General features: G+C 72.7%; 18 protein-coding genes. 9 read left to right on the top strand and 9 right to left on the bottom strand.

The genetic code is table 11. The features are described from left to right. Positions 1-12: 12 nt before the first annotated feature. The gene (locus tag ACP7TJ_RS17915) at positions 13-546 is read left to right on the top strand and encodes a PH domain-containing protein (protein ID WP_093764587.1); all 534 of its coding nucleotides are present in this window, start codon (positions 13-15) and stop codon (positions 544-546) included. Continuing rightward, complete coding sequence (locus ACP7TJ_RS17910; protein ID WP_401541910.1) at positions 543-1,877, top strand: PH domain-containing protein; 1,335 nt, start codon at positions 543-545, stop codon at positions 1,875-1,877. The genes ACP7TJ_RS17915 and ACP7TJ_RS17910 overlap by 4 nt, the downstream gene beginning before the upstream one ends. A 64-nt stretch (positions 1,878-1,941) precedes the next feature. Here the strand turns inward: ACP7TJ_RS17910 and ACP7TJ_RS17905 are convergent, their stop codons facing one another. After that, positions 1,942-3,234 (bottom strand): hypothetical protein, encoded by a 1,293-nt coding sequence (locus ACP7TJ_RS17905; RefSeq protein WP_189911051.1) that lies wholly within the window; start codon positions 3,232-3,234, stop codon positions 1,942-1,944. Between the two features lie 519 nt (positions 3,235-3,753). Here ACP7TJ_RS17905 and folP point away from each other — a divergent pair. From folP to ACP7TJ_RS17880, 5 genes are all read left to right on the top strand, one after another. Next, complete coding sequence (gene folP, locus ACP7TJ_RS17900) at positions 3,754-4,662, top strand: dihydropteroate synthase (protein WP_193457692.1); 909 nt, start codon at positions 3,754-3,756, stop codon at positions 4,660-4,662. Beyond that, positions 4,659-5,168 carry a nuclear transport factor 2 family protein gene (locus ACP7TJ_RS17895; RefSeq protein WP_093764583.1) on the top strand — a complete coding sequence of 170 codons (510 nt, stop codon included), beginning with the start codon at positions 4,659-4,661 and terminating at the stop codon, positions 5,166-5,168. The genes folP and ACP7TJ_RS17895 overlap by 4 nt, the downstream gene beginning before the upstream one ends. A 175-nt stretch (positions 5,169-5,343) precedes the next feature. Then, positions 5,344-5,703, top strand: a complete 360-nt coding sequence (gene folB / locus ACP7TJ_RS17890; RefSeq protein WP_093764582.1) for a dihydroneopterin aldolase — start codon at positions 5,344-5,346, stop codon at positions 5,701-5,703. Beyond that, positions 5,700-6,311 (top strand): 2-amino-4-hydroxy-6-hydroxymethyldihydropteridine diphosphokinase, encoded by a 612-nt coding sequence (gene folK / locus ACP7TJ_RS17885; RefSeq protein WP_093764581.1) that lies wholly within the window; start codon positions 5,700-5,702, stop codon positions 6,309-6,311. Before folB ends, folK begins: the two co-directional genes overlap by 4 nt. 61 nt (positions 6,312-6,372) lie before the next feature. Further along, positions 6,373-6,861, top strand: coding sequence for a DUF3180 domain-containing protein (locus ACP7TJ_RS17880; protein ID WP_093764580.1), 489 nt, complete (start codon positions 6,373-6,375; stop codon positions 6,859-6,861). Positions 6,862-6,928: 67 nt separating this feature from the next. On the opposite strand, the gene folE is transcribed toward ACP7TJ_RS17880, so the two are convergent. From folE to dacB, 6 genes are all read right to left on the bottom strand, one after another. Further along, on the bottom strand, positions 6,929-7,534 hold the full coding sequence (gene folE, locus ACP7TJ_RS17875) for a GTP cyclohydrolase I FolE (RefSeq protein WP_048459526.1): 606 nt from the start codon (positions 7,532-7,534) through the stop codon (positions 6,929-6,931). A gap of 141 nt (positions 7,535-7,675) precedes the next feature. Next, positions 7,676-9,715 carry an ATP-dependent zinc metalloprotease FtsH gene (gene ftsH / locus ACP7TJ_RS17870; RefSeq protein WP_093764579.1) on the bottom strand — a complete coding sequence of 680 codons (2,040 nt, stop codon included), beginning with the start codon at positions 9,713-9,715 and terminating at the stop codon, positions 7,676-7,678. A 188-nt stretch (positions 9,716-9,903) separates the two neighbouring features. Continuing rightward, entirely contained in the window at positions 9,904-10,464 is a 561-nt protein-coding gene (gene hpt / locus ACP7TJ_RS17865; protein WP_037723004.1) for a hypoxanthine phosphoribosyltransferase, read from the bottom strand. Between the two features lie 66 nt (positions 10,465-10,530). After that, positions 10,531-11,607 carry a tRNA lysidine(34) synthetase TilS gene (gene tilS, locus ACP7TJ_RS17860; RefSeq protein ID WP_367544454.1) on the bottom strand — a complete coding sequence of 359 codons (1,077 nt, stop codon included), beginning with the start codon at positions 11,605-11,607 and terminating at the stop codon, positions 10,531-10,533. Positions 11,608-11,802: 195 nt separating this feature from the next. Beyond that, entirely contained in the window at positions 11,803-12,936 is a 1,134-nt protein-coding gene (locus ACP7TJ_RS17855) for a zinc-dependent metalloprotease (RefSeq protein ID WP_093764577.1), read from the bottom strand. Between the two features lie 189 nt (positions 12,937-13,125). After that, entirely contained in the window at positions 13,126-14,724 is a 1,599-nt protein-coding gene (gene dacB, locus ACP7TJ_RS17850) for a D-alanyl-D-alanine carboxypeptidase/D-alanyl-D-alanine endopeptidase (protein ID WP_427763830.1), read from the bottom strand. A gap of 79 nt (positions 14,725-14,803) precedes the next feature. Here dacB and ACP7TJ_RS17845 point away from each other — a divergent pair, with 79 nt between their 5' ends. Together ACP7TJ_RS17845 and ACP7TJ_RS17840 are read left to right on the top strand one after the other, a co-directional pair. Then, positions 14,804-15,295, top strand: a complete 492-nt coding sequence (locus ACP7TJ_RS17845) for an inorganic diphosphatase (RefSeq protein ID WP_006132604.1) — start codon at positions 14,804-14,806, stop codon at positions 15,293-15,295. A gap of 130 nt (positions 15,296-15,425) precedes the next feature. Next, positions 15,426-17,120 (top strand): threonine/serine ThrE exporter family protein, encoded by a 1,695-nt coding sequence (locus ACP7TJ_RS17840; RefSeq protein ID WP_093764575.1) that lies wholly within the window; start codon positions 15,426-15,428, stop codon positions 17,118-17,120. A 39-nt stretch (positions 17,121-17,159) separates the two neighbouring features. Here the strand turns inward: ACP7TJ_RS17840 and ACP7TJ_RS17835 are convergent, their stop codons facing one another. Together ACP7TJ_RS17835 and ACP7TJ_RS17830 are read right to left on the bottom strand one after the other, a co-directional pair. Then, positions 17,160-18,110: a DedA family protein gene (locus tag ACP7TJ_RS17835; RefSeq protein ID WP_093764574.1), complete on the bottom strand. Its 951-nt coding sequence runs from the start codon at positions 18,108-18,110 to the stop codon at positions 17,160-17,162. Between the two features lie 190 nt (positions 18,111-18,300). Further along, complete coding sequence (locus ACP7TJ_RS17830; protein ID WP_093764573.1) at positions 18,301-19,062, bottom strand: MerR family transcriptional regulator; 762 nt, start codon at positions 19,060-19,062, stop codon at positions 18,301-18,303. Between the last annotated feature and the right edge of the window lie 31 nt (positions 19,063-19,093).

Raw genomic sequence — 19,093 nt, 5'->3', positions numbered from 1 at the left:
TACGCTGGCCCCATGGAGACGGGGAGCCCGCACGACACGGGGACAGCGGACGCGCAGGGGACGCCGACGCCGGACGCCGGCGCGGAGCCGGCCTGGCGGGCGCTGCCGCCCGGGCTGCTGACGATGAGGCGGCTGCTGCTGGTGGTGTGGCTGGGGCTGCTGACCCTGGCCACCGCACTGGTCCCGGGCCTGCTGGCCGGGCCCGCCTGGGGCGCCTTCGCGGTGCTGCCGCTGGCCCTGCTGCTGTGGGGCTGGGTGATGCTGGAGCGCAACTGGCGCTCCTGGCGGTACGCCGAGCGCGCCGACGACCTGCTGATCAGCCGCGGTGTGCTGTGGCACGAGGAGACGGTCGTGCCGTACGGGCGGATGCAGCTCGTGGAGGTCACCTCCGGGCCCGTCGAGCGGCACTTCGGGCTGGCCAGCGTGCAGCTGCACACGGCGGCCGCGGCCACCGACGCGACCATCCCCGGGCTCGACCCGGCCGAGGCGGAGCGGCTGCGCGACCGGCTCACCGAGCTGGGCGAGGCCCGGTCGGCGGGGCTGTGACCGCGCCCGGCGTCCAGGAGGACGTGACCGGCCGGCCGCCCGTGGCCGAGCGGCGGCTGCACCCCGTCACGCCGCTGCGGCGGGCGTGGGCGCCGGTGGCCGTCCTGATGGGCTGGGCGGTGCACGACCCCGACGGCGCGCAGCGCCAGCTCACCCGGCTGACCACGACCACGCTATTGGTCGGGCTCGGCGTGCTCATCCCGGCCGCCGCCCTCTACGGCTTCCTGAGCTGGTGGTTCACCCATTTCGCGGTGACCGACAGCGAGCTGCGGGTGCGCACCGGGCTGCTGTTCCGGCGCACCGCGCACATCCGGCTGGAGCGGATCCAGGCGATCGACGTCACCCAGCCGCTGCTGGCGCGGGTCGCGGGCGTGGCCAAGCTGAAACTCGACGTCATAGGCACCGACAAGAAGGACGAGCTGGCGTTCCTCGGGGCGGGCGAGGCGCGGGCGCTGCGCGCGGAACTGCTGGCGCGGGCGGCCGGGTTCGCCCCGGAGACCGCGCACGAGGTGGGCGAGGCGCCCTCCCAGCGGATGCTGCGGGTGCCGCCGGGCGTGCTGGCCGTCTCGCTGCTGCTGACCGGGGCGACCTGGGGCTGGCTGCTGGTCGCCGTCGTCGCCCTGCCGCTGCTGTGGACGGCCACCCACAGCCTGTGGACGGTGCTCGCGGCGGGCGTGCCGATGCTCGGCGCGGCGGGCGCGAGCAGCGTGGGCCGCTTCGTCGCCGAGTACGACTGGACGCTGGGCGAGTCGCCCGACGGCCTCCGCATCGACCACGGGCTGCTGGACCGGGCGCACGAGACGGTGCCGCCCGGCCGGGTGCAGACCGTACGGCTGGTCGAGCCGCTGCTGTGGCGCAGACGCGGATGGGTGCGCGTGGAGCTGGACGTGGCCGGGTCGTCCAACTCCCTGCTGCTGCCGGTGGCCCCGCGCGCGATGGCCGAGTCGGTCGTCGCACGCGTCCTGCCCGGGGTGACCGTGCCCCCGCCCGAGGCGTTCTCCCGCCCGCCGCGCGGCGCGCGGTGGTGCGTGCCGGTGTGGTGGCGGGGCTACGGGCTCGCCGTCACGGACGCGGTGTTCGCCGCCCGGCGCGGCCTGCTGCGGCGCAGCCTGTCGCTGGTGCCGCACGCGAAGGTGCAGAGCGTACGGCTCGCCCAGGGGCCCTGGCAGCGGGCGCACGGGGTCGCCGACGTCCATGTGGACACCGGCGCCAACGGCACCGTGACCGCCCGCCTGCGCCCCGCCGGTGAGGCCGCCGAACTGCTGCGCGCCCAGGCGGAACGCTCCCGCACCGGGCGCAGGGACGCCCTGCCGGACCGCTGGATGGCCTGACCGGCGACCGCGCACAGGAAAGGGGCCCCGCCTGGGCGGGGCCCCTCTGCCGTGTCCACGCGCGTCAGGAGACCGCGCTGCGCAGTCCCTGGAGGTCGATGTGCTCGGTCTCGTCGTGGGCCGTCAGGTCGATGACCTGACCGGCGCGCGTCTCCTCGGCGGCCGGCTTGTACTGCGCCTCGGCCTCCGCCTTGTGCAGCGCGAGCGCCTCCTGGCCGACGACGTCGGCGAGGTCCTCGTTCTGCACGGCGTCCAGGGCGGAGCGCTGGGCGTCCTTCTTGGTGCCGAAGAAGTCGAACCCGTCGTCCTGCACGGGCCGCCGCACAGGCTGCGTCGGCGGGACGACCGCCACCGCGGTCGGCACCGTGAAGTGCCCGGCAGGCTGCCTCACGGCCGGGGCGGCGGAGGCCGCGGGTGCGGTGGGGGCGGCCGCGCGCTCATGGTCGCCGGCCGCCCGGGGCTGCCCCCCGGCCTCGTCCTCCTGCGCCGGGTCGGGCCTGGGCCGCTTCGCCGGCCCGGGCCCGTCGTCCTCGGGCGTGCCGCCGCCCTTGGGGGCGGTGGTCCTCGAGGCGGCGGCCTTCGGGGCGTCCCCGGCCTTCGCGGCTCCGGGGGCGCTCTCCTTGCGCGCGGCCGGCACGGAGGGCTCCTCGGGCGCGTCGGAATCCGCCTCGGCCTGTGCCTCGGGCTTCGGCTCCGGCTTCCCCGCGAACCGCGCCAGCGCCGCGTCGGCCTTCAGGTACAGCTTCGAACCCTCCGGGGAGAAGACGCCGGCGGTCTTCTCCTCCTGCCCGGCGTCCTCCGTCCGCTCCTCGTCCGCCGTCGCGTCCGCGGCCGGCTCGGCGGCGACGCGCTGCGGCTCGGGCGTCGCGGGCGCGCCCGCGGGCAGGGCGCGTGCCGGGACGGCCGCCTCGATCTCCAGCACCCGCCGCTCCTCGAGGACGTTCGCGCGCTCCGCCTCGGCCGCCGCGTACCGGCGCAGCAGCGCGGCGTGCTCGTTGCGCAGCCCCGCCAGTTCGGCGCGCTTGGCGCGCAGCCGCTGCTCCAGCTTCATGCGCAGCTCACGCGACTCCTCGAGGTCCGACTCGAGTTCGGCGACCCGCTCCTCGAAACGCCATTCGTCGCTCGCCCGCGCGCGCGTGAGGTCGGCGACGCGTTTGCCCGCCTGGGCGTCCCAGTGACGCATCACGACGGCGCCCACGATCGCCGTGGCCGCGGCGGCCGCGGCCAGGAGACGAAGCACCATCGGTTGCGTGAACACCCAGGGCCCCAGGGCGCAGACGACGGAGACGCCTGCGATCGCCGACGGGGGCAGCATCCTGTGCAGAGGCGGGGAATGACGGTGACGTCCACGTGGCATGGCCAGAAACTTACCGCGCGTAGGCGAATGATGGTGCCCCGCCCCGCAAAAAGAAAGCCACACGCGACGTTTCACAGGCCGTCAGCGAACGGGACCGCACGTGAAAAGCGGGTCATTGAATTTTCGTCAAGATCATTTATTCGGCCGGTGCGGCGCACAACTCGCGCTCCGCGCATTCCGGTTAGCCCGTTCCCCGGCACCCGCCCGACGCCCCGCCCCCGCGCCCCGGCCGCCCCGCCCTCCGATTCCGCCCGCCGGCGCCCGTCCGCCCCACCCCCGGGATCCGTTTTCGGCGCCTCTCCCGCGCCCCTCCCCGGAGGGCGCCTCTCCCCGACGGAGATCCGCTTCTCCCCACCGGGCCGGGAACCCCGTTTCCGCCCCTTTCCCGCTCCCCCGGTCTTCCGCACGCCCCCTCACGGCAATGCGGCCCGAAAGGCTCCGCCAATGTCCGCCCACCTCGTTTCCCGCGCGCCGGGCCCGTGCGGCACCACGCACCCTCCCTGGGCCTACGCTGAACGTATGAGCACTCACAGCGGACGCCGTCAGGTCGCGGGCCTCCCCCACTGGGACCGGTGCGCGGTCATGGGAGTCGTGAACGTCACCCCCGACTCCTTCTCCGACGGAGGACGCTGGTTCGACACCACCACGGCCGTCAAGCACGGCCTCGACCTGGTCGCACAGGGCGCCGACCTGGTGGACGTCGGCGGCGAGTCCACCCGCCCCGGCGCCACCCGCGTCGACGAGGCCGAGGAGCTCAAGCGCGTCATCCCGGTGGTCCGCGGCCTCGCCGCGGAGGGCGTCACCGTCTCCGTCGACACCATGCGCGCCTCCGTCGCCGAGCAGTCGCTCGCGGCCGGCGCCGCCCTGGTCAACGACGTCAGCGGCGGCCTCGCCGACCCCGCCATGATCGGCGTCGTCGCCGCCGCCGGAGCGCCCTTCGTCGTCATGCACTGGCGCGGCTTCCTGGAGGGCGGCAACGTCAGGGGCGAGTACGACGACGTGGTCACCGAGGTCGCCGACGAGCTCCACGCGCGCGTGGAGGCCGTCCTGGAGGGCGGCATCGCCGCCGACCGCGTGATCGTCGACCCCGGTCTCGGCTTCTCCAAGGACGCCGGGCACGACCTCGCGCTGCTCGCCCGCCTCGACCGCCTGCTGGGCCTCGGCCACCCCCTGCTCGTCGCCGCGTCCCGCAAGCGGTTCCTCGGCCGGGTGCTGGCGGGCCCCGACGCCCCGCCCCCGCCCGCCCGCGAACGCGACGCGGCCACCGCCGCCGTCTCCGCCCTGTCGGCCCAGGCGGGCGCGTGGGCGGTACGCGTGCACGAGGTCCGGGCCAGCGCCGACGCCGTACGGGTGGTCCGCGCGATACAGGAAGCGCGCCAGGACGACGACCCCACATCCCCCGAGCACGGTGCGGAAGGAGCCCGGTGACCGCACCCCACACCGACGTCGAGCAGGTCGAGGCCGCCAACACCGCCTTCTACGAGGCACTGGAGAGGGGCGACTTCGAGGAGGTCGCGTCGGCCTGGCTCACCCCCGCCGACCTCGGCGTCGACGAGGAGTACCACGACCCCGCCGACACGGGCGTCGTCTCCTGCGTGCACCCCGGCTGGCCGGTGCTCACCGGACGCGGCGAGGTGCTCCGCTCGTACGCGCTGATCATGGCGAACACCGACTACATCCAGTTCTTCCTCACCGACGTGCACGTCTCCGTCACCGGGGACACGGCCGTGGTGACCTGCACGGAGAACATCCTCAGCGGCGGTCCCGCCCCCGAGGAGGGCGAGGAGCTGGGGCCGCTGGTCGGGCAGCTCGTCGTCGCCACCAACGTGTACCGGCGCACCCCGTCCGGATGGAAGCTCTGGTCCCACCACGCCTCCCCCGTCCTCGCCGAGGAGGACGACGACGAGGACGACGACACCCCGACCCCGCCCTGACCCGCACGTGGCGCAACTCACCACGGCCGGCACGGCCGGCGGCCCCGGCGGTCCGGCGGCCGCCACCCCGGACCACCGGGGCCGGCGCCCGCCGCGGGTAGATTCGAGAGCGCGCCGGTGTGCCGTCCGCACAGGGCACCGACCGGCCGGACCGACGACAGCAGGAGTGATTCGCGTGGATCGTGTCGCGCTGAGCGGCCTGAGGGCCCGCGGGCACCACGGTGTGTTCCCGAAGGAACGCGAGGAGGGCCAGACCTTCCTCGTGGACCTCGTCCTCGGCCTGGACACCCGCCCGGCCGCCGCCGACGACGACCTGACGAAGACCGTGCACTACGGCATCGTGGCGGAAGAGGTGGTGGCCGTCGTCGAGGGCGAGCCCGTCAACCTCATCGAGACCCTCGCCGAGCGCATCGCCCAGGTCTGCCTGAAGCACGACGTCGTACGCGAGGTCGAGGTACGCGTCCACAAGCCGGACGCGCCGATCACCGTGCCCTTCGACGACGTGACCGTCACCATCACCCGGAGCCGCGCATGACCAGGCCGTCCACCAAGGGCCACACCGACCCGACCGTCCAGCCCGTCCCCGCCTCCGTGGTCGAGCAGGTGGACGCCGCCGACACCACCCTCCAGAACCCGAAACGGGCCGTCGTGTCCCTCGGCGCCAACCTGGGCAACCGCCTGGAGACCCTCCAGGCGGCCGTGGACGCCCTGGAGGACACCCCGGGCATCCGGGTCAAGGCGGTCTCCCCCGTGTACGAGACGGAGCCGTGGGGCGTCGAGCCGGGCAGCCAGCCGTCCTACTTCAACGCGGTCGCCGTGCTGAGGACCACCCTGCCGCCGTCCTCCCTGCTGGAGCGCGCCCAGGCGGTCGAGGACGCCTTCCACCGGGTACGGGACGAACGCTGGGGACCGCGCACCCTGGACGTCGACATCGTCGCCTACGCCGACCTCCACTCCGACGACCCGCAGCTCACCCTGCCGCACCCGCGCGCCCACGAGCGCGCCTTCGTGCTCGCCCCCTGGCTGGACATCGAGCCCGCCGCCGAACTCCCCGGACGCGGCCCGGTGGCGGAGCTGCTGGACACGGTCACCCGCGACGGTGTCACGCCGCGCGCCGACCTGGAACTCCGGCTGCCCGAGTAGCCGTTAAGGTCGAGGACGGCCACAGCCGGGGCCACCGGCCGGGGGAACGCGAAGGGACACCGTGAAAGAGCTGCGCATCAGGGTGCTGGCCGGCGTCTTCGTCGTCGCCGGAGTCCTGTCCTGGGCCGGCGCCCGCCTGTGGAACTCGCTGGGGACCCTCCCGAGCGTGCCCGTGGCCGCGCCCATCGTCCTCGCCCTGATCGCCGCGGTCCTCGCGGCCACCGCGCTCTCCCTGCGCGCCCGCCTCAAGGCCCAGCGTGAGCGCCGGCCCGACGCCAAGGGCGTCGACCCGCTTCAGGCGGCCCGCGCGGTGGTCTTCGGACAGGCCAGCGCGCTGGTGGCGGCCCTCGTCGCCGGCCTCTACGGCGGCACGTTCGTCGTGCTGCTCGGCTCCCTGGACATCCCCGCCCGCCGCGACCAGGCCATCTACGCCGGCTTCTCCGTGGTGGCGGGCATCGGCGTGATAGCGGCGGCCAAGTTCCTGGAGCACGTCTGCAAGCTCCCGGACGACGAGGACGACGACCACCCGGGCACGGCCCCGGCGAGCTGAGACGCCCGTATGCGGAAGGGGCACGGTCCGCCCGGACCGTGCCCCTTCCGCATCTGTCTGTTGGGCGTCAGCGCGCCATGATCAGGCTCATCGCCTCGTTGCGGGTCGCCGCGTCCCGCAGCTGGCCCCGCACCGCCGAGGTGATCGTCTTGGCGCCGGGCTTGCGGATGCCCCGCATCGACATGCACATGTGCTCGCACTCCACGACCACGATGACCCCGCGCGGCTCCAGGATCTCCATGAGGGAGTCCGCGATCTGCGTGGTGAGTCGTTCCTGCACCTGCGGGCGCCGGGCGTAGACGTCCACCAGCCGGGCCAGCTTGGACAGACCGGTGATCTTCCCGCTGGTCGACGGGATGTACCCGACGTGCGCCACGCCCCGGAACGGCACCAGGTGGTGCTCACAGGTCGAGTACACCTCGATGTCCTTGACCAGCACCATCTCGTCGTGGCCGAGGTCGAAGGTCGTCGTCAGGACGTCCTCCGGCTTCTGCCACAGCCCCGCGAAGATCTCCCGGTAGGCACGGGCCACGCGCGCCGGAGTCTCCTGCAGGCCCTCACGGTCCGGGTCCTCGCCCACCGCGATCAGCAGCTCGCGCACGGCGTTCCGGGCCCGCTTCTCATCGAACTCACCGATGGGGGCTATGCCGTCCAGCGTCACGGGGTCGGTCATGGGTGCCTCGTTCCTGTGCCTGCACGCGTGCCGGGCACGCGTCTCGAACTGCGGGGTACGCAAAATGCCGCGTCCCCCAGGCTAGAACCAGGGGGACGCGGCATCCATTCCGGGCCCGGTGGGGGCTCCGGGAGCCTTCGGTCAGCTCTCGGGGCGCTCCTCCGGGGTCCGCTCCGGCTGCGGGGCGGGGTCCGTCGTGGTGGTCTTCGCGGTGGAGATGGCCGGCGTGGCGCCGTTCGCCCCGTTCGTCAGGGCCAGCTCCCTGGGGGAGAGGACCGGCGGACGGGTGGACGGCGTACGGCGCGAGGAGCCGGTCCAGGCGGGCCTGGGCGGGCGCTTCACGATCGGCGCGAAGATCTCGGCGATCTCCTCCTTGCCCAGCGTCTCCTTCTCCAGGAGGGCCAGGACCAGGTTGTCGAGGAGGTCGCGGTTCTCGACGAGGATCTCCCACGCCTCGTTGTGCGCGGTCTCGATGAGCTTCTTGACCTCTTCGTCGACCAGCGCGGCGACCTCTTCCGAGTAGTCGCGCTGGTGAGCCATCTCACGGCCGAGGAACGGCTCCGAGTTGTCGCCGCCGAACTTGATGGCGCCGAGCCGCTCGGTCATGCCGTACTGGGTGACCATCGCGCGGGCCAGTCCCGTGGCCTTCTCGATGTCGTTGGCGGCACCGGTGGTCGGGTCGTGGAAGACCAGCTCCTCCGCCGCGCGGCCGCCCAGCATGTACGCCAGCTGGTCCAGCATCTCGTTGCGCGTGGTGGAGTACTTGTCCTCGTCCGGCAGGACCATGGTGTAGCCGAGGGCGCGGCCTCTCGACAGGATGGTGATCTTGTGGACCGGGTCGGAGTTCGGTGAGGCCGCCGCGACCAGGGCGTGTCCGCCCTCGTGGTACGCGGTGATCTTCTTCTCCTTGTCGGACATGATCCGGGTCCGCTTCTGCGGGCCCGCGACGACGCGGTCGATCGCCTCGTCGAGCATCTTGTTGTCGATCAGCTTCTGGTCGCTGCGCGCGGTGAGCAGCGCGGCCTCGTTCAGCACGTTGGCCAGGTCGGCGCCGGTCATGCCGGGCGTGCGGCGGGCGACGGCGCCGAGGTCGACGTCCGGGGCGACCGGCTTGCCCTTCTGGTGCACCTTGAGGATCTCGAGGCGGCCCTGCATGTCCGGACGGTCCACCGCGATCTGGCGGTCGAAGCGGCCGGGACGCAGCAGCGCCGGGTCGAGGATGTCCGGGCGGTTGGTCGCGGCGATCAGGATCACGCCGCCCTTGACGTCGAAGCCGTCCATCTCGACGAGCAGCTGGTTCAGCGTCTGCTCGCGCTCGTCGTGACCGCCGCCGAGGCCGGCGCCGCGGTGGCGGCCGACCGCGTCGATCTCGTCGACGAAGACGATCGCCGGGGCGTTCGCCTTGGCCTGCTCGAACAGGTCACGGACACGGGAGGCGCCGACACCGACGAACATCTCGACGAAGTCGGAGCCCGAGATCGAGTAGAACGGGACGCCCGCCTCGCCCGCGACGGCGCGCGCGAGCAGGGTCTTGCCCGTTCCGGGCGGGCCGTAGAGCAGCACGCCCTTGGGGATCTTGGCGCCCACGGCCTGGAACTTCGCCGGCTCCTGCAGGAACTCCTTGATCTCGTGGAGTTCCTCGACGGCCTCGTCGGAGCCCGCGACGTCGGCGAACGTCGTCTTCGGGGTGTCCTTGGTGATGAGCTTCGCCTTGGACTTCCCGAAGTTCATGACGCGGGAGCCGCCGCCCTGCATCTGGTTCATCAGGAACAGGAAGACGACCACGATGAGGACGAAGGGAAGCAGGGACAGCAGAATGCTCACGAAGGGGTTCTGCTTCGACGGCGAGACCGTGTAGCCGTCGGGGATCTGCTTGTTCTGGAACTTGTCCTGCAGCGTGCTGGCGATGGTGACGCCCTGGTCGCCGATGTAGCTCGCCTGGATCTTCGAGCTGTCTTCGACCTTCTGGCCGTCCTTGAGCTGGACCTTGATGGTCTGCTCGTCGCCGGTGGTCAGCTTGGCCGACTCGACCTTGTTCTCATTGATCGCCTGGACGACCTGGCCCGTGTCCACCGTCTTGTAGCCGCCGGACGAGCCGACGACCTGCATCAACACGACCACGGCAAGGACGGCCAGCACGATCCACATGACCGGCCCACGGAAGTATCGCTTCACGTCCATCCATACGGAGCGGTGCCGCCCCGTCCCTCCTGCCATAGTGAGTTTGATAAAGGCTGTTCTTCGGACGGTACCCCAGCATCGGCCCCCGACGCTGCGAGGGACGGCCGGCAATGGCGTCCACGCATGCTCCAACGCCGCGGAGCCCGCCGGGGTTCCCGATCACGTACGGCGGCCGGGGCCGCCGCGGTTCACCCGCCGTAGACGTGGGGCGCGAGCGTCCCGACGAACGGCAGGTTGCGGTACTTCTCGGCGTAGTCCAGGCCGTAGCCGACGACGAACTCGTTGGGGATGTCGAAACCCACCCATTCGACGTCGATGGCGACCTTGGCGGCCTCGGGCTTGCGCAGCAGCGTGCACACCTTGAGGGAGGCGGGCTCGCGCGAGCCGAGGTTGGAGATCAGCCAGGACAGCGTCAGGCCGGAGTCGATGATGTCCTCGACGATCAGGACGTGCCGGCCCTTGATGTCCGTGTCGAGGTCCTTGAGGATCCGCACCACGCCCGAGGACTGCGTGCCCGCCCCGTACGAGGACACGGCCATCCAGTCCATCGTGACGGGGGTGGACAGCGCCCGGGCGAGGTCGGCCATCACCATCACCGCGCCCTTGAGCACGCCGACGATCAGCAGGTCCTTGCCCGCGTACTCCGCGTCGATCTTCGCCGCCAGCTCCACCAGCTTGGCGTCGATCTCTTCCTTGGTGATGAGCACCTTCTCGAGGTCGGCACCCATGTCGTTCGCGTCCACCCGCATCACTTTCGGTCGTCCCACCGGCCGGTCCGGTCCGCCCCGCGGCTTTTCGGTCGGTGGGGTCCGGATTCAGCCCTGCCGAATCACCAGTCTGCCACCCTGCCGGCGGGCGACGACCCGGCCGGGGAGATTGATGGCCCCCTGACCGCGCCAGCCGGTGATCAGCCGGTCGACCTCCTCGATGTGGCGGGCGAACAGCGAACCGGCCGGTGCGCCGGCCTCGATGGCGGCCCGGCGCAGCACCCGTCGGCGCACGGCGGGCGGCAGGTCGTGCAGCGCGGCGCACTCCAGGCGGCCGTCGGCGTCCCGGACGCCGGCCGCGGCCTTCCCGGCCCAGGCGTCGAGGGCGTCGGCGTCGTCACGGGAGAGCTGGGCCGTACGGGCGAGGGCCTCGACGACGCCCTTGCCGAGGGCCTTCTCCAGGGCGGGCAGGCCCTCGTGGCGCAGCCGGGAGCGGGTGTAGGCGGGGTCGGTGTTGTGCGGGTCGTCCCAGACGGGCAGGGACTGGACCATGCAGGCCTTGCGGGCGGTCTGCCGGTCGAGCTGGAGGAAGGGGCGCCGGTAACGGCCGTCGGCCCCCGAGACCGCGGCCATGCCGGACAGGGAACGGATGCCGGAGCCGCGGGCGAGGCCGAGCAGCACCGTCTCGGCCTGGTCGTCGCGGGTGTGGCCGAGCAGGACGGCGGCGGCGCGATGGCGCTCGGCGGCGGCGTCGAGGGCGGCGTAGCGGGCGTCCCGGGCGGCGGCCTCGGGGCCGCCCGCCCCGCTGCCGCCGCCCCTGTACGCGGCGCTGTGCGCCACCCGTGTCTCGCGGCCGACGGTGACGGCGACCGACTCGACGGGGTCCAGGCCGAGTTCGCGCAGCCGGGAGGCGACCTCGGCGGCGCGCAGGTCGGAGCCCGCCTGGAGGCCGTGGTCGACGGTGACGCCGCCGGCGCGCAGACCGGCGCGGGGGGCTTCGAAGGCGAGGGCGGAGGCGAGCGCCATGGAGTCGGCGCCGCCGGAGCAGGCCACGAGCACGAGCGGGGAGGAGGACCGCTCGTCGGGCGTGAGGCGGCCGGGCGTCCGGCCGTGTTCGGCGAGGATGTCGTTCAGGACGCGGCGGACCGCCAGGCGTATCGCCGCGACCGCAGGATGGGGACCCATGTCCGGTTCCCTTCATGAAGATGTTCCGGGGGGTTGAGCCCGAAGGTCGGTCACGCAGAGTGTGTAGATGGTGACAGAAACGGGCCGTTCCCCGAGCATTGCACGCCTGCCCTGGGCCCACGGTCCCTCGGACGGGTGATTGGCGGGGCGTCCGTCTGCCTCGCCCGGACGCCCCGCGCGACGGGGGCGCGGTGCCTATGCCTCCGGTTTGCGGTGCACCCGTGTGATCCAGTCCGCCGGTTTGCCGATCTCCGCCTTGGTGGGGAGGGTGTTCGGCGACGTCCACACCCGGTTGAAGCCCTCCATGCCGACCTCGTCGACGACCGCGCGGACGAAGCGCTCGCCGTCGCGGTACTGGCGGAGCTTGGCGTCCAGGCCGAGCAGCTTGCGCAGCGCCAGGTCCAGCCGGGAGGCGCCCTTGGCGCGGCGCTGCTGGAACTTCTCGCGGATCTCGGCGACGCTCGGCACGACCTCGGGGCCCACGCCGTCCATGACGTAGTCGGCGTGGCCCTCCAGCAGTGACATCACGGCGGTGAGCCGGCCGAGGATCTCCCGCTGGGCGGGGGTCTGCACGATCTCCACGAGGGAGCGTCCCTCCTCGCCCTCCTCGCCCTCGGGGCGCCCGCCGACCAGCGACTGCGCGGCCTCGCGCACCCGCTCCAGCACGGTCATCGGGTCGACGTCGGTCTCGGCGAGGAACGCCTGGATCTCGCCCTCGAGGTGGTCGCGCAGCCAGGGCACGGCGGTGAACTGGGTGCGGTGCGTCTCCTCGTGCAGCGTCACCCACAGCCGGAAGTCGTGCGGCTCGACGTCCAGTTCGCGTTCGACGTGGACGATGTTGGGGGCGACCAGGAGCAGCCGTCCGCCGCCGCCCGCACCGGCCGGGAGGTCCCGGGTGGCGGGGGCGAAGGTCTCGTACTGGCCGAGGACACGGGAGGCCAGGAACGACAGGAGCAGGCCCAGCTCCACGCCGGTGACCTTGCCGCCGACGGCGCCCATCATGACGTTGCCGGGGCTCGTGCCGCGTCGTTCCTGCATCTTGTCGAGCAGGGGTTTGAGCAGCTCGCGGAAGCCGGCGACGTTGGCCCGCACCCATCCGGGGCGGTCCACCACGAGGAGGGGCGTGTCATGGGTCTCGGGGGTGCCGAGACCGGTGAAGCCGCGGACGTGTTCCTCCGCGGACTGCGCGTGGCGGCGGAGCTCCGCGACGACGGCGCGGGCCTCGTCCCGGCTCACGTCGGGGCCCGGCCGCACGAGCCTGGTCGCGGTCGCGACCGCGAGGTTCCAGTCGACCATGCCGGATGAGGCAGCACCACCGATGCTCGTCATGTGTCAACGGTACGTGAGGGGTGGGGAAACGGGCAGATCCTCACAGCCCGCGGCTGTGCGACGCCCCTCGGGGGCGCGGGGAACTGCGCGAACGTGCCGTGTCCCGCCCTGCCGTTTTCGGGGGCTCCGCCCCCGGACCCCCTTCGCGCAGTTCCCCGCGCCCCTATGGGGCGTTGTCGCTCACGCCCCCTACGGCGTGCGGCAGCCGCATGTCGCCAAGGCTGTCGCGGCCTTGTCCAAGGCCGTCTGGGCCGCCTCCGGTCCCGTCGTGTCGTTCGCGAGGAACGCGAAGGCCAGCAGGCGGCCGTCGCGGTCCACGACCGTGCCGGCGAGCGTGTTGACGCCGGTCAGCGTGCCGGTCTTGGCGCGGACCACGCCCGCCGCGCCGTCGGCGTAGCGGCCGGAGAGGGTGCCGGTGAAGCCGGCGACGGGGAGGCCCGTGAGGGCGGAGCGCAGTTCCGGGTGGGCGGGGTCGCCGGCCTTGACGAGGAGGGCGGTGAGCAGGTCGGCGGTGAGCCGGCCGCCGCGGTCCAGGCCGCTGCCGTCCTTGATCACGATGCCCTTCACGGGCAGCTTGAGCTGCTTGAGACGCGCGGTGACCGCCGCCCCCGCGCCGGCGAAGTCGGCCGGCTTGCCGGTGGCCACCGCGGTGTGCCGGGCGAGCGCCTCGGCGAGGTCGTTGTCGCTGTGGGTCAGCATGCGCTCGACGAGTGAGGAGAGCGGCGGCGAGGAGACCGTCGCGAGGGTGGTCGCGCGCGTGCTCGACTTCGACGGGCCGGGCGGCGTGGCCGTGATCCCGTGCTTCTTCAGCAGGTCGCCGAACGTCCGGGCGGCGTCGGCCGCGGGGTCGGCGACGCGCGGGGCGGGTCCGCCGGAGGAGTCGTCGGTGCGGCCCTCGTCGGCCATCAGGGGGGTGACGGCGGCGAGGTTCGGGTTGACCCCGATCGGGTGGGCCGTGCCGCCCTTGTAGAGGGTCGTGTCGTACGACAGCGTCACCTTGCGCACGCCCCGCTTCCCGAGGGCCGCCGCGGTACGGGCGGCGAGGTCGCGCAGGCTCGCGGGCCCCTTGGCCTTCTTGCGGGCGGTGAGCGTGGGGTCGCCGCCGCCGACCAGCACGACCTCCTTCGTGTCGGGCTCGTAGACCGTGCGGGTGGTGAGCCGGTGGTCGGGGCCCAGCGCGGACAGCGCGGCGACCGCGGTGGCGATCTTCGTGGTGGAGGCGGGGGTGAGCGCGTTCGCGGAGTCCGCGCCGTAGAGGCGGCGGCCGGTGGCGGCGTCGACCACGGCGGCGGAGCGGCGGCCCAGCGCCGTGTCCTTCAGCAGCGGGTCGAGGACGGCGGCGAGCGCCTTCCCGGCGGGCGCGGACCGGGCGGCGGTGGCGGTGCCGCCGAGGCCGGTGAGCACGGAGGGGGCGGGCGGGGCGGCCCCTGGCCCGCGCGGCGGGGTGCCGGCGCGCGCCCGGGAGCCGTCGTGATCTGTGCCACGCGAGGCTTCCAGGGCCACGGCGCGGTGCCGCTCGGCCGTACGCTGACCCGAGGAGTCCCAGGGGCCGGCGGCGGTCGCCACCCCCGCGGCCAGCGCCAGACCGGCGGTGGCGGCGGTCGCGGTGTACCAGCCGGTTCCGGGCCGCGCGACCCGTGGGGCCTGCGGTGATCCCGGCCGGCGCCCCCTGGTGAACCACGGCCCGGCGGCCGCGGCGACCCGCGCCAGACGCGGTCGTACGGCGTCCGCGATCCGCACGACGTGCGGTACCGCGGCCCGCCAAGGCCTCAGCTCTGGCACGACCACCAGCCCCTTTCGCGATCACACACCTGCGTGAGGGACACTTAACCACCAGAACGATGTGCTGATCATGGAGGAGCGTCCGGTGGAGTTCGACGTCACGATCGAGATCCCGAAGGGTTCGCGGAACAAGTACGAGGTGGACCACGAGACGGGTCGGATCCGCCTGGACCGTCGGCTCTTCACCTCGACCGCCTACCCGACCGACTACGGCTTCGTCGAGAACACCCTCGGCGAGGACGGCGACCCGCTGGACGCGCTGGTCATCCTGGACGAGCCGACGTTCCCGGGCTGCCTCATCCGCTGCCGCGCCATCGGCATGTTCCGGATGACCGACGAGGCCGGCGGCGACGACAAGCTGCTGTGCGTCCCGTCGACGGACCCGCGCGTGGAGCACCTGCGCGACATCCACCACGTGTCGGAGTTCGACCGTCTGGAGATCCAGCACTTCTTCGAGGTCTACAAGGACCTGGAGCCGGGCAAGTCGGTCGAGGGCGCCAACTGGGTCGGCCGGGTCGACGCCGAGGCCGAGATCGAGCGGTCCTACAAGCGCTTCAAGGAGCAGGGCGGCCACTGAGCCCCCGCACCGCGAGACGTGACGACGGGCCGCACGCACTGGCGTGCGGCCCGTCGTCGCGCTGCGTGCGCACACCGCGCGACAGGGGGCACACTGAAGGACGGTGTCGTCAGCAGGGAGAGCAAGGCACGTGACGGACGCGGAGGACCGCAAGCCGCAGTCGGACGAGGCGAGGAGCGCCTTCGTACATCCTTCCGGTCTCATGGCGCCGGCCGACAGCGAGTCGTCGACGACGTCCGAGTTCGCGGTGCCCGACGGGCTGGCCGTGCCGAAGCCGGGAACGGAGTCCGAGACCACCTCGGAATTCGCCCTTCCGGACGGTCTGGACGTCGCCCCGCCCCCGGCGCACGAGCCGGAGGGCTCGGCGTTCAGCACACCGCGGACGTACAGCGCCCGGCAGGCCGCCGCCTTCACCCCGCCGACCGGTGTCCCGCTGGTCCGGCTGACCAAGGACGTGCCCTGGCAGGACCGGATGCGCACGATGCTGCGCATGCCGGTGACCGAGCGGCCCGCCCCGGAGCCGGTGCAGCGGCACGACGAGTCCGGCCCGGCGGTGCCGCGCGTGCTGGACCTGAGCCTGCGTATCGGGGAGCTGCTGCTGGCCGGCGGTGAGGGCGCCGAGGACGTGGAGGCGGCGATGTTCGCCGTGTGCCGCGCCTACGGCCTGGACCGCTGCGAGCCCAACGTCACCTTCACCCTGCTCGCCGTCTCCTACCAGCCGTCCCTGGTCGACGACCCGGTGACCGCCTCCCGCACGGTGCGCCGCCGCAGCCCCGACTACACCCGGCTGGCGGCCGTCTACCAGCTGGTGGACGACCTCAGCGACGACGAGACCCATGTCTCCCTGGAGGAGGCGTACCGGAGGCTGGCGGAGATCCGCCGTAACCGGCACCCCTATCCGGGCTGGGCGCTGACGGCCGCGAGCGGGCTGCTCGCCGGCTCCGCCTCGGTACTGGTCGGCGGTGGTCTGCTGGTGTTCGTCGCGGCGGCGGTCGGCGCCATGCTCGGCGACCGGCTGGCCTGGCTGTGCGCCGGGCGCGGGCTGCCGGAGTTCTACCAGTTCACGGTGGCCGCGACGCCGCCGGCCGCGATCGGGGTGGCGCTGACCCTGGCGCACGCGGACGTGAAGGCGTCCGCGGTGATCACCGGTGGGCTGTTCGCCCTGCTGCCCGGACGGGCGCTGGTGGCGGGCGTACAGGACGGTCTGACCGGCTTCTACATCACGGCGTCCGCACGTCTGCTGGAGGTGCTGTACTTCTTCGTCGGCATCGTGATCGGCGTGCTGACGGTGCTGTACTTCGGCGTGCAGCTCGGCGCCAATCTGGTCCCGGACGCGGCCCTCGTCGGGGACCCGCAGCCGGTGCTCCAGATCGCCGCGTCCCTGGGGCTGTCGCTCGCGTTCGCCGTGCTGCTCCAGCAGGAGCGGTCCACCGTGCTGGTGGTGACGCTGAACGGCGGGGTCGCCTGGGTGGTGTACGGGGCGATGCACTACACGGGCGACATCTCGCCGGTGGCGTCCACGGCGGTGGCGGCCGGGGTGGTCGGCCTGTTCGGGCAGCTGCTGGCCCGCTATCGGTTCGCGTCCGCGCTGCCGTACACCACGGCCGCGATCGGCCCGCTGCTGCCCGGTTCCGCCACGTACTTCGGTCTGCTGGGCATCGCGCAGAACGAGGTCGACTCGGGTCTGACGTCGCTCACCAAGGCGGTGGCGCTGGCGATGGCCATCGCGATCGGGGTGAACCTCGGTTCGGAGATCTCCCGGCTGTTCCTGCGGATCGGCTCCGCGGAGAAGCGCCGGGCGGCGAAGCGGACGCGGGGCTTCTGAGGGCTGGCCCCTGGCCCGCGGTCGCCGCCCGGCCCCGGCTCAGTAGCCGCCGTTGTACGGCTGCTGCTGGTTGTCGTACTGCTGCCGGTTGTACTGCTGCTGGTCGTTCCCGTACGGCTGCTGCCGCGGGTCGTAGGGCTGGTCGTTCCCGTACGGCTGCTGACGGGGCTGCTGCTGCGGGTAGCCGTTCGGGTTGCCGCCGTAGGGCGGGCGGGGCTGCTGCTGGGGGTGGCCGCCCTGGCCGCCGTAGTGCTGCGGGCGGGGCTGCTGGGGCGCGGCGGCCGGGGTGACGCGGCGCAGCTGGGTGGTGGCGTCGTCCATGACCGGCGGCTGGGCGTACTGCGGGGCGGCCGGGGCCTCGGCGGCGGCGCGCTTCTTCTTGCCGCGCTCGCGCAGGTACTCGACGAGGATCGGCACCACGGAGAGGAAAACGATCAGGATGAGGATCGCCTCGACGTTCTCCTTGATGAAGGAGATCTGGCCGAGCCAGTAGCCGGCGAGGGTGACGCCCGTGCCCCAGGCGATGCCACCGATGACGTTGTACGTGAGGAACGTGCGGTACTTCATCCGGCCGGCGCCGGCCACGATGGGCGCGAAGGTCCGCACGATGGGCACGAAGCGGGCCAGGACGATCGCCTTGGGACCGTACTTCTCCATGAACTCGTGGGCCTTCTCCAGGTTCTCCTGTTTGAAGAGCTTGGAGTTGGGCCGGTTGAACAGCCGGGGCCCGAGGGTCTTGCCGATCATGTAGCCGACCTGGTCGCCGATCACGGCGGCGAGCACGATCAGCGTGCAGACGAGCCACAAGGGCTGGCTGATGTAGGTGCCCTCGGCCACGAAGAGACCCGCCGTGAACAGCAGGGAGTCGCCGGGCAGGAACGCGAAGAGTCCGGATTCCGCGAAGACGATCAGCAGGATGCCGGGAAGGCTGAAGGTCTCGATGAGGTAGTCCGGGCTCAGCCACTCGGGGCCGAGCGCAAGCGTGGTCACGGGGATGTGGCTCCTGCAGCTGGGGGTCAAGGGCGGGGCTGGCTGCCCAAATTATGAACGCAGCCGTCGAAGCCCAGGTTCCGCGGGGGTACCCAGGATGCACTGTGCCCCGCCCCGGGGAAAGCCGCGAGCCGGCGCCGGAAGCAAGTCACCGCTGGTCGTGGCCCGGAAACGGCCGGGCCACGACCGCTCAGGCGGTGTGCCGTACGGCGTTGGCGAGGATCGCGTCCCGCATGTACGCGGCCAGCCCCGGCCTGGCCTGGTCGATGGTGCGCGTGAACCGCTCGTCGTTGACGTACATCTCGCCCAGGCAGGTGTGCATCTCGTAGCCGCAGTCGTAGTGGTTGCGCGCGATGCCCTGCCGGTGGTCCTCGGCGACGTCCATCGCCGCCTCCGAGTCCGCCGGCTCGCCCGCCTCCATCAGGGCGACGAACCGCCGGGTCAGCTCGTCTGCCTCGCGCTGGATCCGCTGCCAGTCCTCCTTGGTGTAGGAGGCCGTCCTCTCCCGCGACTGGCGGTAGGCGTCGGTGTCGCCCCAGCGCTCCTGGACCTCCTCCTGGTACTGGTCCGGATCGAAGTCGCCGAAGACCTCGAACTTCTCCTCGGGTGTCAGGTTGATCCCCATCGTGCGTGCCTCCATGGCCTGTTCCACGGCCGCCGCCATCTTCTGCAGCCTCTCGATCCGGGCGGTCAGCAGTCCGTGCTGGCGGCGCAGATGCGCACGCGGGTCCGCGTCCGGGTCGTCGAGCAGCGCGGCGACCTCCTCGAGCGGAAAGCCGAGCTCGCGGTAGAACAGGATCTGCTGCAGCCTGTCGAGGTCGGCGTCGTCGTACCGCCGGTGCCCCGCGTGGCTGCGTGCGCTCGGCACGAGCAGGCCGATGGCGTCGTAGTGGTGCAGGGTGCGCACCGTGACCCCGGCGAAACCGGCCACCTGTCCCACGGACCAGCTCACGTCCGCTCCTTTCCGTTGCGTGCTCCAGCCT

This window comes from Streptomyces sp. DSM 41931 (assembly GCF_050271085.1).
In the GTDB taxonomy this organism is placed as follows: domain Bacteria; phylum Actinomycetota; class Actinomycetes; order Streptomycetales; family Streptomycetaceae; genus Streptomyces; species Streptomyces albogriseolus.
The sequence above is the reverse complement of the archived record's forward strand: the minus strand, read 5'-3'. Positions and strand labels throughout refer to the sequence as shown.